The 13707-nt window shown below is 71.3% G+C and carries 12 protein-coding genes; 7 read left to right on the forward strand and 5 right to left on the reverse strand.

Annotation, left to right across the window (positions count from 1 at the left end):
- Nucleotides 1-78: 78 nt before the first annotated feature.
- The 4 genes from CLV43_RS39350 to CLV43_RS39365 all read right to left on the reverse strand — a co-directional run bounded on the left by CLV43_RS39350 (nucleotide 79) and on the right by CLV43_RS39365 (nucleotide 4958).
- Nucleotides 79-1722 (reverse strand): alpha-amylase family protein, encoded by a 1644-nt coding sequence (locus CLV43_RS39350; RefSeq protein WP_106194407.1) that lies wholly within the window; start codon nucleotides 1720-1722, stop codon nucleotides 79-81.
- Nucleotides 1719-2678, reverse strand: a complete 960-nt coding sequence (locus CLV43_RS39355; RefSeq protein WP_106194410.1) for a TIGR03885 family FMN-dependent LLM class oxidoreductase — start codon at nucleotides 2676-2678, stop codon at nucleotides 1719-1721. The genes CLV43_RS39350 and CLV43_RS39355 overlap by 4 nt, the downstream gene beginning before the upstream one ends.
- A 442-nt stretch (nucleotides 2679-3120) precedes the next feature.
- Nucleotides 3121-4335, reverse strand: coding sequence for a family 8 glycosyl hydrolase (locus CLV43_RS39360; RefSeq protein ID WP_106194413.1), 1215 nt, complete (start codon nucleotides 4333-4335; stop codon nucleotides 3121-3123).
- Between the two features lie 146 nt (nucleotides 4336-4481).
- Nucleotides 4482-4958 carry an FxsA family protein gene (locus tag CLV43_RS39365; RefSeq protein ID WP_106194415.1) on the reverse strand — a complete coding sequence of 159 codons (477 nt, stop codon included), beginning with the start codon at nucleotides 4956-4958 and terminating at the stop codon, nucleotides 4482-4484.
- A 139-nt stretch (nucleotides 4959-5097) separates the two neighbouring features.
- Here CLV43_RS39365 and CLV43_RS39370 point away from each other — a divergent pair, with 139 nt between their 5' ends.
- Nucleotides 5098-6480 (forward strand): KamA family radical SAM protein, encoded by a 1383-nt coding sequence (locus tag CLV43_RS39370; RefSeq protein WP_106194418.1) that lies wholly within the window; start codon nucleotides 5098-5100, stop codon nucleotides 6478-6480.
- Nucleotides 6481-6574: 94 nt separating this feature from the next.
- Here CLV43_RS39370 and CLV43_RS39375 read toward each other — a convergent pair whose 3' ends face one another.
- Nucleotides 6575-7570, reverse strand: a complete 996-nt coding sequence (locus CLV43_RS39375; RefSeq protein ID WP_245887315.1) for a saccharopine dehydrogenase family protein — start codon at nucleotides 7568-7570, stop codon at nucleotides 6575-6577.
- A gap of 70 nt (nucleotides 7571-7640) precedes the next feature.
- On the opposite strand from CLV43_RS39375, the gene CLV43_RS39380 reads away from it, so the two are divergent.
- The 6 genes from CLV43_RS39380 to CLV43_RS39405 all read left to right on the forward strand — a co-directional run bounded on the left by CLV43_RS39380 (nucleotide 7641) and on the right by CLV43_RS39405 (nucleotide 13695).
- Nucleotides 7641-8597, forward strand: coding sequence for a helix-turn-helix domain-containing protein (locus tag CLV43_RS39380; protein WP_106194425.1), 957 nt, complete (start codon nucleotides 7641-7643; stop codon nucleotides 8595-8597).
- A 120-nt stretch (nucleotides 8598-8717) separates the two neighbouring features.
- Nucleotides 8718-9749: a 3-oxoacyl-ACP synthase III family protein gene (locus CLV43_RS39385; protein ID WP_106194428.1), complete on the forward strand. Its 1032-nt coding sequence runs from the start codon at nucleotides 8718-8720 to the stop codon at nucleotides 9747-9749.
- A gap of 4 nt (nucleotides 9750-9753) precedes the next feature.
- Nucleotides 9754-11625 (forward strand): HAD-IIIC family phosphatase, encoded by a 1872-nt coding sequence (locus tag CLV43_RS39390; protein ID WP_106194431.1) that lies wholly within the window; start codon nucleotides 9754-9756, stop codon nucleotides 11623-11625.
- On the forward strand, nucleotides 11622-11846 hold the full coding sequence (locus CLV43_RS39395) for an acyl carrier protein (RefSeq protein ID WP_106194434.1): 225 nt from the start codon (nucleotides 11622-11624) through the stop codon (nucleotides 11844-11846). Before CLV43_RS39390 ends, CLV43_RS39395 begins: the two co-directional genes overlap by 4 nt.
- Nucleotides 11843-12604 carry a 2-oxo acid dehydrogenase subunit E2 gene (locus tag CLV43_RS39400; protein WP_211304772.1) on the forward strand — a complete coding sequence of 254 codons (762 nt, stop codon included), beginning with the start codon at nucleotides 11843-11845 and terminating at the stop codon, nucleotides 12602-12604. Before CLV43_RS39395 ends, CLV43_RS39400 begins: the two co-directional genes overlap by 4 nt.
- On the forward strand, nucleotides 12601-13695 hold the full coding sequence (locus CLV43_RS39405; RefSeq protein ID WP_106194436.1) for an alpha/beta hydrolase family protein: 1095 nt from the start codon (nucleotides 12601-12603) through the stop codon (nucleotides 13693-13695). The genes CLV43_RS39400 and CLV43_RS39405 overlap by 4 nt, the downstream gene beginning before the upstream one ends.
- Nucleotides 13696-13707 lie beyond the last annotated feature (12 nt).

The raw sequence follows: 13707 nt of genomic DNA on the forward strand, positions 1-13707 counted from the left end.
CCCGGAACGCCGAAGTTCGTTCAGCGGCAACGGATCCCGCGGGTACCGGCTGAGGGAGGCCGGTACCCGCGGGGGGTTTCAGGAGGCGCGGAACCAGCGGCAGCCGTAGGGCGGGAGGGTGATCTTGGCGGTGCCGTTCTTGAGCACCTTGGTGGTCCCGTCCTGCAGCTGGTCCTCCAGTCGCTCGAAGTCCTTCATCGGCAGCTTGACCGTGACCTCCGCGTCACCCAGGTTGTGCACGGCGACAACGGTTCCGTCGGCGTCGCACCGGTGGGCGAGGACGGCGGGGTTGTCGACGTCGAGGATCTGGAAGTCGCCCCAGGCGAACTCGGGGCAGTCGCGGTAGCGCTCGACGAGCAGGCGGATCCACGACAGGAGGGAGTCGGGGTCGCGGTGCTGCTGGTCGACGTTGACGTGCTTGGGCGAGAACTTGCCCTCGACGACGGGGCCGGGCAACGCTTTCGCGTCGGCGGTGGAGAAGCCGCCGTTGACGCCCGCGTCCCACTGCATCGGGGTGCGCACGGCCAGCCTGCCCTCGGCGGCGAGGTTCTCGGCCATGCCGATCTCCTCGCCGTAGAACAGGACCGGTGTGCCGGGCAGGGAGAACAGCATGCTGTACACCATGCGGATGCGGCGCTGGTCGCCGCCGAGCATCGACGGCAGCCGCCTGCGCAGCCCGCGGTCGTAGAGCTGCATGTCCTTGTCCGGACCGAAGGCCTCGAAGACCTCCTTGCGCTCGTACTCGGTCAGCTTGTCCAGGGTCAGCTCGTCGTGGTTGCGCACGAACGTGGCCCAGTGCGCGTCGCGCGGCGGCTTCGGGCGTTCGGTCAGCGAGCGGGCGAGCGCGCCGGAGTCCTGGCGCGCCAACGAGAGGTACATCTGCTGCATGCCGATGAAGTCGAAGCACATCGTCAGCTCGTCGCCGACGCCGTCGGCGTGGCCGAAGAACTTCATCGCGTCGGCGTAGGGCAGGTTGACCTCGCCGAGCAGGACGCCCTCGCCGTTGCGGCGGCTCAGGAACGCGCGCAGGTCGCACAGGTAGTCGTGCGGGTCGGGCAGGTTCGCGGCGTCGAGCTGGCCGTCGGTCTCCAGCAGGAACGGGACCGCGTCCACCCGGAAGCCGGACAGGCCGAGCTCCATCCAGAACCCCATGATGCGCACGATCTCGTCGCGCACCTCGGGGTTGGCGACGTTGAGGTCGGGCTGGTAGCGGTAGAAGCGGTGCAGGTAGTACTCGCCGGTGGGCTCGTCCAGCTCCCACAGGCTGGTCTCCTGGTCCGGGAACACGACGCCCTGCGGCCCGTCCTCCGGCGGCTCCTCGGCCCACACGTACCAGTCGCGCTTTGCCGAGTCCTTGCTGGAACGGGAATCCGCGAACCACGGGTGCTGGTCGGAGGTGTGGTTCACGACCAGGTCGGCGATGACGCGGATGCCGCGGTCGCGCGCGGTCCGCATGAACTCGACGAAGTCGCCGAGCGTGCCCAACCTCGGGTCCACGCCGTAGAAGTCGGTGATGTCGTAACCGTCGTCGCGGTCGGGCGAGGGGTAGAACGGCATGAGCCACAGGCACGTCACACCGAGCTTGTGCAGGTGGTCGATGCGCTGGGTGAGCCCGCGGAAGTCGCCGTGGCCGTCGCCGTCCGAGTCGGCGTAGGTCTCGACGTCGAGGCAGTAGACGACGGCGTTCTTCCACCAGACGTCGGCGGTGTTGGTGAGCTTCACGAGCGGACCTCCGGGAGGACCTTGGCGCCGAAGGCGTCGATGAACGGGTCCAGTTCCTGGCCCACGTGGTGCAGGTAAAGCTCGTCGAAACCGAGGTCGGCGTACTCGCGCAGCCACGCCGCGTGCCTGCCGAGGTCGGAGGAGATGTTCACGACCTCGGCCACCTTCGCCGGGGTCACGTCAGCGGAGGCCACGTCGAACGCCTCGGCGGTGTCGAGGTCCCAGCACACCGGCGGCGCGAACACGTTGCTGCGCCACTGCTCGTGCGCGACCCGCACGGCGGTGTCCTCGTCCGGGTCCCAGCTCAGGTGGACCTGCAGGTGCAGCTTCCCCCGGCCGCCCGCGTCGCGGTAGGCGTCGACCATCCGGCGCAGCTGCTCGGGCGGCGCGTTGACGGTGATCAGCCCGTCGGCCCACTCCGCGCACCACCGGGCGGTCTCCACGCTCACGGCGGCACCGATCAGGGGCGGCGGCTCGTCCGGCCTCGTCCAGACCCTCGCCCGGTCCACGGTCACCAGCCCGTCGTGGCTGACCTCCTCGCCGGCGAGCAGGGCGCGGATGATGTCGACGCACTCCCGCAACCGGGCGGTGCGGAGCCCCTTGCGGGGCCAGGCGTCACCGGTGATGTGCTCGTTGCTGGCCTCACCGGTCCCCAGAGCGGCCCAGAACCGGCCGGGGTACATCTCGGCGAGCGTGCCGATGGACTGCGCGATGATCGCCGGGTGGTAGCGCTGACCAGGGGCGTTGACGACGCCAAACGGGAGGCTGGTGGCCTCCAGGGCGGCACCCAGCCAAGACCAGGCGAAAGTGGACTGGCCCTGGCGTTCGCTCCACGGGGAGAAGTGGTCGGAGCACATCGCGGCGTCGAAACCGGCCTGCTCGGCGTGGCGGACAGCGGACAGGGACTCGGAAGGGTGGACCTGTTCGTGGGAGGCGTGCACTCCGTACGACGTCATGGGAGGGCGGGTACCCGGAATGGGGTGGGTTTAGGCGGGTGGGGGTGATTTGGTGGTTGGGGAGTGTGTGGGGCGCGGTGTGTGGCTACCTGCCCTCGGTGAAGCCTGCTTCCGGCCCTCTCACCCTCTGAGGAAGCCCAGCCCCCGGCGCGCGATTGTCTCAATGCTTGATCTTGCTTGTCAAGACGGTGAAGCTGTCTTGACAAGCAAGATCAAGCAGGAGGGCGCTGTGGATCGGGGGCAGAGGGGAAGTCTGGCTTCGCCAGCATCAGGCTCCGCCTGACTCAAGCATCGGACTTCGTCCGACAAGGCCCCAGGCGCTTCGCGCCGGATGCGCGCTGGCGGGCTGCGCCCAACGTGTATGGGGTGGCTTACTTGCTTCGGTCGCACATGTTTGACGGTGGCGCGCACCCGGTGTCGGGTGCGCGTCGCCAGTCGGTGGTTATGGGGTGGTGAAGTTGCCGGTCAGGATGATCAGGACTTGTACCTGGATGCCGGTGCCGTAGTAGTCGGTGCTGTCGAGCGACACCGTGGAGATTCGGGCCCACAGCTTGTCGAGCCAGGCTTGGCTGTTGGGGTCGCTCATCGCCGCGACGGCGAAGGGGGCGGTGAAGCAGGGGTGTTCGCCGGGTTCGGTGGTGGTGCCGGTGAGGGTGTAGCCGCTGCTGATCTTGGTGGGGTCGTTGCCGGTCTTGGACTTGATCCAGGTGGTCATCTTCGCCACTTGGGCCTTGGCCGCGCTGCCGGAGACCGTGACGGCGTCCACGCCCAGGCGCCACGGGTCGCGGCAGGCGTTCCAGCTGTACTTGCCGTCGTACTCGCTTTCCAGGAAGTTGGCCGGGGCGGGTTTCGGGGTGGTGTTGGTGTTGACCACGAAGTCGGGGAGCAGGCCGGTGGTGGGGGCGTACTGGGACTGGAGCTGGGTCACCGCGGTCTCCTGGCGGGTGCGGACCTGGTCCCAGAACGGGTCGCCGGTGGCGGCCTTGAACGCGCGGAGGTGGCCGGGCATCCAGTCGGAGGAGCGGGAGCTGTTCTTGTACTGGGAGTCGTTGCCCCAGTCGCCCAGCAGGGGGAACTTGGTGCTGTTGTTGACCTCCGCGCGCTTGATGCCGTTGATGATCCGGACGGCCTCGGCCTTGTAGTCGTAGGTGCCGGTGGTGCTGCCCCACTGCTTGTCGGCGATCAGCAGGCCGTAGGCGATCTCCAGGTCGCCGTCGGTCGCGGAGTCGCTTCCGTTGACGCTCTTGCAGTTCGCGTCCTGCTCGGCGGCGTGCAGGTCCTTGTCGTTGACTGACGGGTGGGCCTTCACGAACTTGAGGATGCCGTCGAAGATCTTGCGGGCGTCCGGGTCCTTGCCGGCCATCAGCGCGGCGATCGTCATGCCGTACCCCTCGCCCTCGGCGACGAAGGAGTGGTCGGCGTCCTTGGACAGCACGGCGTAGGTGCCGGTGCCGCACTTGGTGGTGAGGAAGTTGGCCTTCCAGAAGGCGTAGTACTTGTTCAGGACCGAGTCCTGGGTGGACTGCGCGACCGACGGCCGGAGCGTGCCCGGCACGTAGGCCGACGCCGTGACGGCCGCCTTGGCGCCACCGCCCGTGACGACCACACCGCCGACCAGCGCCGCGGACACGGCCAGCGCGCGTACTGCTCTGTTCATTCGTTCCTCCGCAAGGGGAAGCGGCGGCGGGCGAACGGAGCGTGGCAGACCGGCGAAGGGGCGGTCAATAAGTTAGGAAACTTTCCTTCCGATTAACGGGCCCGGTCACCCGGTCAGCGGATGGTCACCGCCGGGGGTGCCCCGTGCTACGCCAGTTCGGGCTTGTTCGTCGGACGCGGGTCGGTGTCGACGTCGACGACCATGCCGTCGACGACCACCCCTCCCGCGGTCGGGGGCCTGCCGTACTGGCGGTTGAGCACGGCCGTGGCGGCCCGCTCCTCGGCGCGGCGCGCGAGCCCGCGGCTGACCAGCCTGCGGGTCGGCGGGAACAGCAGGAACAGGGCCACGACGTCGCTGACGAAGCCGGGGATGATGATCAGCACCCCGGCGGCGGCGATCAGGACGCCGTCGGCGACCTCCTGGTGCGGCGCGCGCCGGGTGCGCAGCGCCTCGGAGAACGACGCCATCGTGCGCGCGCCTTCTCTGCGGAGCAGGAACGACCCGACGATCCCGCCGAGGATCAGCAGGCCGACGGTGGCCAGCACCCCCACGGACCTGCCAACGGCCACGAGGGTGGCGATCTCGACGGCCATGCCGACCAACAGCAACAGGAAGACGCGCATGCCCACTCAACGCACAAGTCGGTCAAATCGCTCCCTTGACACGTGTAACACGGTCAACACGCAGTCGTACGGGAATATTTACGCAGAACTAGCGGTGTGACAGGATATCTTTACGCGAACCAACCCGTAGGGAGCACGTATGACCGCGCTTCACGAGGTCGTGCCCGCGTCTCAGGGCGTCGACCACCAGCCGTACACCTACGTGCGCAAGGAGCTGGTCGAGCCCGACTGGCGGCGGTTCCCCGGCTGGAGCCACGTCACCGACGCGCAGTGGCGCGACGCGCAGTGGCAGCGCGTGAACTGCGTGAAGAACGCGAAGCAGCTCCGCAAGATCATGGGTGACCTGCTCGGCGAGCACTTCTACGACGAGCTGGCGGCCGACCAGGCCCAGCTGGCCACCATGTCGATGCTGCTGCCGCCGCAGATGCTGAACACGATGGCGCCGACCGCCGCGCCGGAGGACTTCACCGAGGCGTTCCTCGCCGACCCGGTGCGCCGCTACATGATGCCGGTCCGCTCCGACCGCGACCCGGAGTGGCCGAGCCACCCGCACTCCGAGCGCGACTCGCTGCACGAGGCCGAGATGTGGGTGGTCGAGGGCCTGACCCACCGCTACCCCACCAAGGTGCTGGCCGAGCTCGTGTCGACGTGCCCCCAGTACTGCGGCCACTGCACCCGCATGGACCTCGTTGGCAACTCCACGCCCCAGGTCCAGAAGCACAAGCTGCAGCTCAAGCCGGTCGACCGGCAGGACCGGATGATCGACTACCTCAAGCGCACGCCCGGCGTCCGCGACGTGGTCGTCTCCGGCGGCGACGTCGCCAACGTGCCGTGGCCGCAGCTCGAGTCGTTCCTCATGCGCCTGCTCGACATCGACACCGTCCGCGACGTCCGCCTCGCCACCAAGGCGCTCGCGGGCCTCCCCCAGCACTGGCTCCAGCCGCGCGTCGTCGAGGGCCTGGAGCGCGTCGCCCGCACCGCGTCGCGCCGCGGCGTCAACCTGGCGATCCACACCCACGTCAACCACGCCCAGTCGGTCACCCCGCTGGTCGCCGAGGCCGCCCGCACCGCGCTGGAGGTCGGCGTCCGCGACGTGCGCAACCAGGGCGTGCTGATGAAGGGCGTCAACGCCACCCCGAACGACCTGCTGGACCTGTGCTTCGCGCTGCAGGGCGAGGCGAACATCCTGCCGTACTACTTCTACATGTGCGACATGATCCCGAACGCCGAGCACTGGCGGGTGGCGGTCTGGGAGGCGCAGGCGCTCCAGCACGCGATCATGGGCTACCTGCCCGGCTACGCCACCCCGCGCATCGTCTGCGACGTGCCGTACGTCGGCAAGCGCTGGGTGCACCAGCTCGCCGAGTACGACCGCGAGCTGGGCATCTCCTACTGGACGAAGAACTACCGCACCGGCATCGAGCTGGCCGACCCCGAGGCCCTCGACCGCCGCTACCCGTACTACGACCCGATCTCCACGCTGGGCGAGACCGGCCAGGCCTGGTGGTCGGCCAAGGCCTGACGACTCGTGGGCGCGCCTGCCTCGGCGGCGCGCCCACTTGCTTGTCCGTTTATTTTGGTCAGCACTGAAGCCACTGCGCAAGTTCAAGCCCGGCTCACATGTCCGCCGTAAACGTCAGGTGGGCCGGGTCGAGGGAGCGGAGGAAGGCGGCGGGGTCGAGGAGGGTGCCCGCGGTGTGGGCGCCGGCGGTGGGGTGGGTGAGGAGGTGGGCGACGGCGCCGGCGGCGAGGGGGCCGGTGACGGCGTAGATGTCGCGGCCGGACGCGGTGGCGCGGCGGTGCTGGGGGCCGCGGGTGACGACGGCCTCGACGTGGAACGTCTGAGCGGAGCGGCCGTGGGCGTCGGCCGGGACGGGTGCGGGTGAGGTGGGGTCGGCCAGGTCGGCTAGCGGGTCGGTGTTGATGTGGACGTCGACGCGCGGGGTGCTCAGGTGGTGGGCGATGGTGACGTGGTCGGCGGTCGGCAGCCCCGTGAGCGACCGGACGCCGATCGGGTCGGGGAACCGCCAGGTGAGGGTGCTCGGGGTGGCGGGGACGAACCGGTGGTCGGTGAAGACCACGTGCCTGCCGGAGTTGCGGGCGACCGTGCGGCGGGTGCCCTCGGTGGGCAGCCAGCTGCTCAACGCGATGGCGACCTGGACGTCGTCGGCGGCGGGCCAGTCGCCGAGGGCGGCGGTGGCGAGCAGGTCGCCGAGCCCTCCGTAGAAGGCCATCGACGGCACGACGGCGACCCCCACCTCACGGGCCCGGCTGTCGAACCGGGACAGCAGGTCCATGGTGACGGTCTGCTCGGCGGAGATGTCGACGTAGTGGGCGCCCGCGCGCAGGGCGGCTTCGACGACGGGGACCGCGGTGTCGGCGAAGGGGCCCGCGCAGTTGACCACCGCGGCCACGCCGGCGAACGCCCGGTCCAACGAGGCCGGGTCGTCGACCGACGCGACCCTCGGACGAGCGCCGGGCGCGTGCGGGCGTTCGGGGTCGCGGTCGACCGGGACGGGGTCAAGGCCCAGGTCGCGCAGGCGGGCCAGGACGAAGCGGGCGGTGTGCCCGGAGGCGCCCAGTACCGCGACGGCGGTGTTCGGAGTGGTCACGCCGTCATCGTCACAGCCGTGGTCACGCGGCACGAGTGGCTGATCCGACCACATCCGTACACTTTCGGACATGCGATCCGTGGTGCTGGCGCTCTACGACGGGGCCATGCTGTTCGAGGCCGCGACGGCGATCGAGGTGTTCGGCGTCGACCGGAGCGACATCGCGGACCCCTGGTACGACTTCACGGTCTGCGGCCCCGGCGCCGACCACCTCGGTCGGGTCGCCCGTGTCGCCGGCGCCCCCACGTTCGCCCCGGTCCTCGACGCGCACACCGTCGTCGTGCCCGCCTACCACGACGTGGACGAGCCGCCGCCCGCCGACGTCGTCGCCGCGCTGCGCACCGCCCACGACCGCGGGGCGCGGATCGTGTCGCTGTGCACGGGGGCGTTCGTGCTCGCGGCCGCAGGGCTCCTGGACGGCAAGCGGGTCACGACCCACTGGTCGCACGCCGCGACGCTCGCCGACCGCTACCCGGAGGTCGTGGTCGACGCCGACGTCCTGTACTTCGACGACCACCCGATCCTCACGTCCGCGGGCAAGGCCGCGTGCATGGACCTGTGCCTGCACGTCGTGCGCGCCGACCACGGAGCGGCCGCCGCCAACACCCTCGCCCGACGCCTGGTCGTGCCGCCGCACCGCGCCGGCGGGCAGGCGCAGTTCATCACCGCCCCCGCCCCGGTCGACGGCTCCCACCTCCAGGACCTGATGCGGTGGGCCACCGAGCACCTGCACGAGCCGCTGACCGTTCGGCGGCTCGCCGACCGGATCGGCATGAGCACCCGCAACCTCGCCAGGCACTTCGTCGCCACCACCGGCACGACACCCCTGCGGTGGCTGCACAACCAGCGCCTGCACCTCGCGCAGGAACTGCTGGAGACGACCGACGCGGCCGTCGACGCGATCGCCGAGCGCACGGGCATGGGCACGGCCGCCACGTTGCGCAGGCACTTCAACCGGTCGGTCGGCGTCGCGCCGGACACCTACCGGCGCACCTTCCGGGGCGCGCGAACCACTTCCCGGCCGTAGCCCCCAGCACCGCGTTCCAGGTCCGAGCACTCCCCTCCAGCCCTTCAGGTCCGCTTTAGCGACCGCTTTAGGCCAGGCACCCAGCATTGGCCGCGAGCCGTCCACCGAAGGGACCCCGGAATGACCACGACCGAAGTTCGCGTCCTCGCGGCGGGCTCGGCGCTGCCGGGTCCGCCGGTGGACAACGCCGCGCTGGCCGACCGGTTCCGGATGGACGCGTCCTGGCAGCAGTGGGTGGACGTCTTCATCGGCACGCGGTCGCGCCACCTGGCCGTCGACCTGGCCAGCGGCGAGGTGCGGTCGTCGTTGGCCGAGCTCGCCGCCTCCGCCGCGACCCGCGCGCTGGACAACGCGGGCGTGGCGCCGGGCGAGGTCGACGTGATGGTGCTCGGCACCGCGACACCGGACCGGCTGATGCCCGCGACGGTGAACACAGTCGCCGACCTGCTCGGGATCGACGGGATCCCCACCTACCAGCTCCAGTCCGGCTGCACCGGCGCCGTCGCCGCGCTCGACATCGGCCGCCAGCTGCTGCTCACCGGCGAGCACCGGACCGCGCTCGTGCTCGGCGGTGACGTGTGCGCCAAGCACTTCGACCCCGACATCGACCTGAAGTCCTTGTCCCCGGCCGAACTCGTGAACGTCGTGCTGTTCGGCGACGGCGCGGGCGCCGCGGTGCTCACCACCGAACCGGTCGACGGCGCCCCGGTGCTGCGCCGGGTGCTCAACCGGCTCGTCGGACTGGGCCGGGCGCCCGGCCAGGTCGTCGACTGGTACGGGCAGGCCCGCCGCGCGTCCGACGGACCGGCGCTGAGCGAGGACTACAAGGCCATCGAGGAGCTGGTCCCGGTGATGGCGGTGGAGGTGCTGGAAGAGCTGCTGACCTCGTTGGGGTGGCAGGACACCGACGTGGACTACCTGCTGCCGCCGCAGCTGTCCGGGACCATGACCGCCCGCATCGTCAAGGACCTCGGGCTGCCCGCCGCCGAGGAGGTCACCTGCGTGGTGGAGATCGCCAACATCGGCAACGCCGCCCCGTTCGTCCAGCTGGAACGGACGCTGCCCGAGCTGGCGCCGGGCGACCGGGCCGTCGGCATCGCCATCGAGTCCAGCAAGTGGATCAAAGCCGGTTTCGCGCTGGAGAGGGACTGACCTGATGGAACCGCTCGTCGAGCTCACCGCGGCGCACCGGTCCGGCACCCTGGCCGACCGCTACTCCGACGTGCCCGCCCTGCTGTCCGGCCTGTCCGACGCGGACCTGACCCGCGCGGGCCAGATCCTGTCCACCGTGGACCGAAGGGCGGTGCGCGAGCGGCACCCCGCGGTGCCGGAGCTGCGGGTCGCCGTGACGGGGCACGGGACGTTGTCCGGGATCGTCGCGCCGCTGACCGCCGAACTGGCCCGGCACGGCCTGCTGCCCGACATCCGCGTCGGCGACTACGGCACCTACGTCTCCGACCTGTCCTCGCCGTTGAGCGCCCTGCACGACGGCGACCCGAAGCTGGTGCTGTGCGTGCTGACCCACCACGCCGTGTTCGAGCAGGTGCCGGTGCCGTGGCGGGTCGAGGACGCGGTCGCCGCGCTGACCTCCCAGGTCGGCCTGCTGCGCGGCCTGGTCGCCCGCTACGACGGCTCCGCCACGCTGGTGCTCAACACGCTGCCGCTCCCCCAGTCCGTGCTGGCGCGGCTGGTCGACCACCGGTCTCGGGCCCGCCTCGGTGCCGCGTGGCGCGAGGCCAACGCCGAGCTGCTGCGGCTGTCGGTCGAGCACACCGGTGTCGTCGTGCTGGACCTGGACGCGCTGCTGGCGGGCGGCGCGGCGCTGAGCGAACCGCGGATGTCCGGCTACGCCAAGGCGCACCTCACACCGGAGCTGCTCGGCGCGTACGCCCGGCAGGTCGGGCACCTGGCGCGCGCGGTGTCCGGGCGGGGCAAGAAGGTGCTGGCCGTCGACCTGGACGAGACGGTGTGGGGCGGGGTGATCGGCGAGGTCGGCCAGGAGGGCATCGAGGTCGCCGACACCTACCGCGGCGAGGCGTTCGCGGCGTTCCAGGGCGTGGTGAAGCAGCTGGCCTCGCAGGGCGTGCTGCTGGCCGCGGTGAGCAAGAACGACCTGGCGCCGGTGCTCGACGCGCTGCGCACCCACCCGCGGATGACGTTGCGGGAGGAGGACTTCGTCCGGGTCGTCGCCGACTGGCGGGTCAAGCACGAGCACCTGTCGCAGCTCGCCGCGGACCTCAACCTCGGCGTGGACAGCATCGTGTTCGTGGACGACAACCCGTTCGAGTGCGGGCTGGTGCGGCACGCGCTGCCGGGTGTGGCGGTGGTCCAGGTGGACGCCGAGCCCGCGCTGCACGTGGAGAAGCTGTTGCGGGACGGGTGGTTCGACGCCGTCGAGGCGACCGACGAGGACCGGGCGCGGCCCGCGCGCTACCGCGACGAGCTGGTGCGCACCGACTTCCTGCAGAGCTTCGACTCGCTGGAGGACTACCTCGCCGAGCTCGGCGTGCGGGTCCGGTTCGAGCCCGCCACGGCCGCCGAGGCGGCACGGGTGTCCCAGATGACGTTGCGCACCAACCAGTTCAACCTCACCACCGTCCGGCTCCAGCAGGCCGACGTCCTGCGGCTGCTCGACGACCGCGACGCCGAGGTGCTGGTGATCGAGTCCGGCGACCGGTTCGGCGACAACGGACTGGTCGGCGCGGTGTTCCTGCGGCGCGAGGGCGACGCCGTGCGGATCGACAACTTCGTGCTGAGCTGCCGGGTGTTCGCCAGGGGCATCGAGCAGACCTGCCTGGCCGAGGTGCTGCGCCGGGCCGCGGCGACCGGGGCGACCCACGTCCTCGCCTCCCACCGGCCGACCGCGAAGAACCACGGCGTCGGCGAGTTCTACCCGCGCAACGGCTTCACACCGGTGGGCGAGGACGGCGGCGTCCGCGAGTTCCGGCACGACCTGGCGGACATCCCCACCGGCCACCGGCACGTCCGGCTGACCGCCGCCGCGACCCCCGAAGGGAGCACCGCGTGAACACCATCGACGAGTTCGTGGCACTGCTGCACGACGAGGTAGGGCTGCCGGTCAGCGCCGACGACGTGGAGACCGGCCTCGACCAGGTCCCCGGCTGGGACTCGGTGCACCTGCTGACGCTGATGATGGCGCTGGAACGGCGCACCGGCCGCACCATCCCGATGCCCGAGCTGCTGGAGGCGCCCAGCCTCGGCCACATCTACCGGTTGGCGAGCGCGTGAGGCCCGCGCAGGTCGCGCGGCAGCGGCGGCAGACCCTGCACTTCCTGGCGCAGGTCCGGGACTTCTCGCCGGTGTTCCTGGCGACCGACGTCGACATGGGCGCCGTCCTCGCGCACCGGGAGGCCGCCCGCGAGGACGGCCTGCGGTACTCGGTGGTGAGCTACGTGCTGCACGCCGGGGCACGGGTGCTGGCGGCGCACCCGGACGCGAACAGCGCCCTGCGCGGGTCGTGGCGGCCGAAGGTCGTGCGCTACCCCGTCGTCAACGCCAAGCTCGCGCTCGACCGGACCGTCGACGGGCGGCGCGCGGTGCTGTCTGCCGTGCTGCCCGACCTGGCCACCGCCAAGCTCGCCGAGATCCAGCGGCAGGTGGACCACTACCGCGACGGCGACCCGGACACGATGCCGGAGTTCGCCGGTGTCCGGAAGCTGCAACGGCTCCCGGTCCCCCTGGGGCGCTTGGCGTTCCGCCGGTTCGTCGGTCCGCTGCACCGGCGCGGCGACGTGTTCGGCACGTTCGCGGTGACCTCGCTCGGGCACCGGGCCGTGGACTCGTTCCACTCGGTCGGCGGGACCACGGTCACGCTCGGGGTCGGTCGGATCGCGCCCAGGCCGGTCGTGCGGGACGGCGAGGTCGTGGTGGCGCGGGTGATGCGGCTCAACCTGTCGTTCGACCACCGGGTGGTCGATGGCGGCGAGGCGGCCGACGTGCTCACCGAGGTGAAGGACGCCCTCGAGGGATTCGAGGACACCCCGTGAACGACGTCGCCGAGCTCAAGGGGTTCATCGTCGTGCACGCCAAGGCGCAGGGCCTGCGTCCGGCGACCTACCAGCCGCTGCTGGACCGGATCACCGGGGACGAGGACGGCGCGCCCGGCTCGTGGGCGGTCGTGTGGCGCGAGGCGGGCGAGGCGCTGGAGGAGCGCGGCGACCTGCTGGGCGCGAACCGGCACTACGTGATGGCGCGGTTCCCGTTCGTGGACGGGCCGAGCCGGGCGCTGGCGCAGGAGCGGTACCTGCGGGCGTTCGGCCGCTGGAGCACCGCGCAGCGGGACTTCGAGCCGGTGGAGGTCCCGGTCGGCGACCACGTGGTGCGCTGCTGGGCCACCGGTCTGTCCGCCGCCGAGCCCCGGCCGCTGGTGGTCATCTGCGGCGGGATCGTCAGCGTGAAGGAGCAGTGGGCGCCCACCCTGCGGCTGGCCCGCAGGCTCGGGCTCGCCGCCGTGGTCACCGAGATGCCCGGCGTCGGCGAGAACACCCTGCCCTACGACGCGGACGCCCACCGCCTCTTCACCGGCATCCTGGACGCCGTCGCCGACCGCGCCGACACCGCCAGGACCACGGCGCTCGCGCTGAGCTTCAGCGGCCACCTGGCCCTGCGCCGCGCCGCCGAGGACGACCGGATCACCGGCGTGATCACGGCCGGTGCGCCCGTCGGCGCGTTCTTCACCGGGGACTGGTGGCGGGGCCTGCCGCGGGTCACCGCGGACACGCTCGCCCACCTCGCGGGCCGCTCCCCCGACGAGCTGGACAAGTTCCTGCCCGACCTGGCCCTCACCGAGGACCACCTCGACGCCGTGCGCGTCCCGGTGCGCTACCTGGCGAGCCTGCGCGACGAGGTCGTGCCCCCGGACGACCTGGCGCTGCTGCGCGCCCACGTCCGGGACCTGGTCGTGCAGGAGAACGACGACGTGCACGGCTCGCCCGCGCACGTCCTCGAGAGCCGCCTGTGGGTCGTGGAGTCGCTGATGCGGCTCACCGGCCGTCCGGGCGGCCGCACTGCGCTGGTCGGCGCCCTGCGGCGCGCCCTGCGCGGCTTCCAGAACCGACGCTCGCACAACGACGGGTAGGCGAACGCGACC

This window comes from Umezawaea tangerina (assembly GCF_003002815.1).
Classification (GTDB): Bacteria; Actinomycetota; Actinomycetes; order Mycobacteriales; family Pseudonocardiaceae; genus Umezawaea; species Umezawaea tangerina.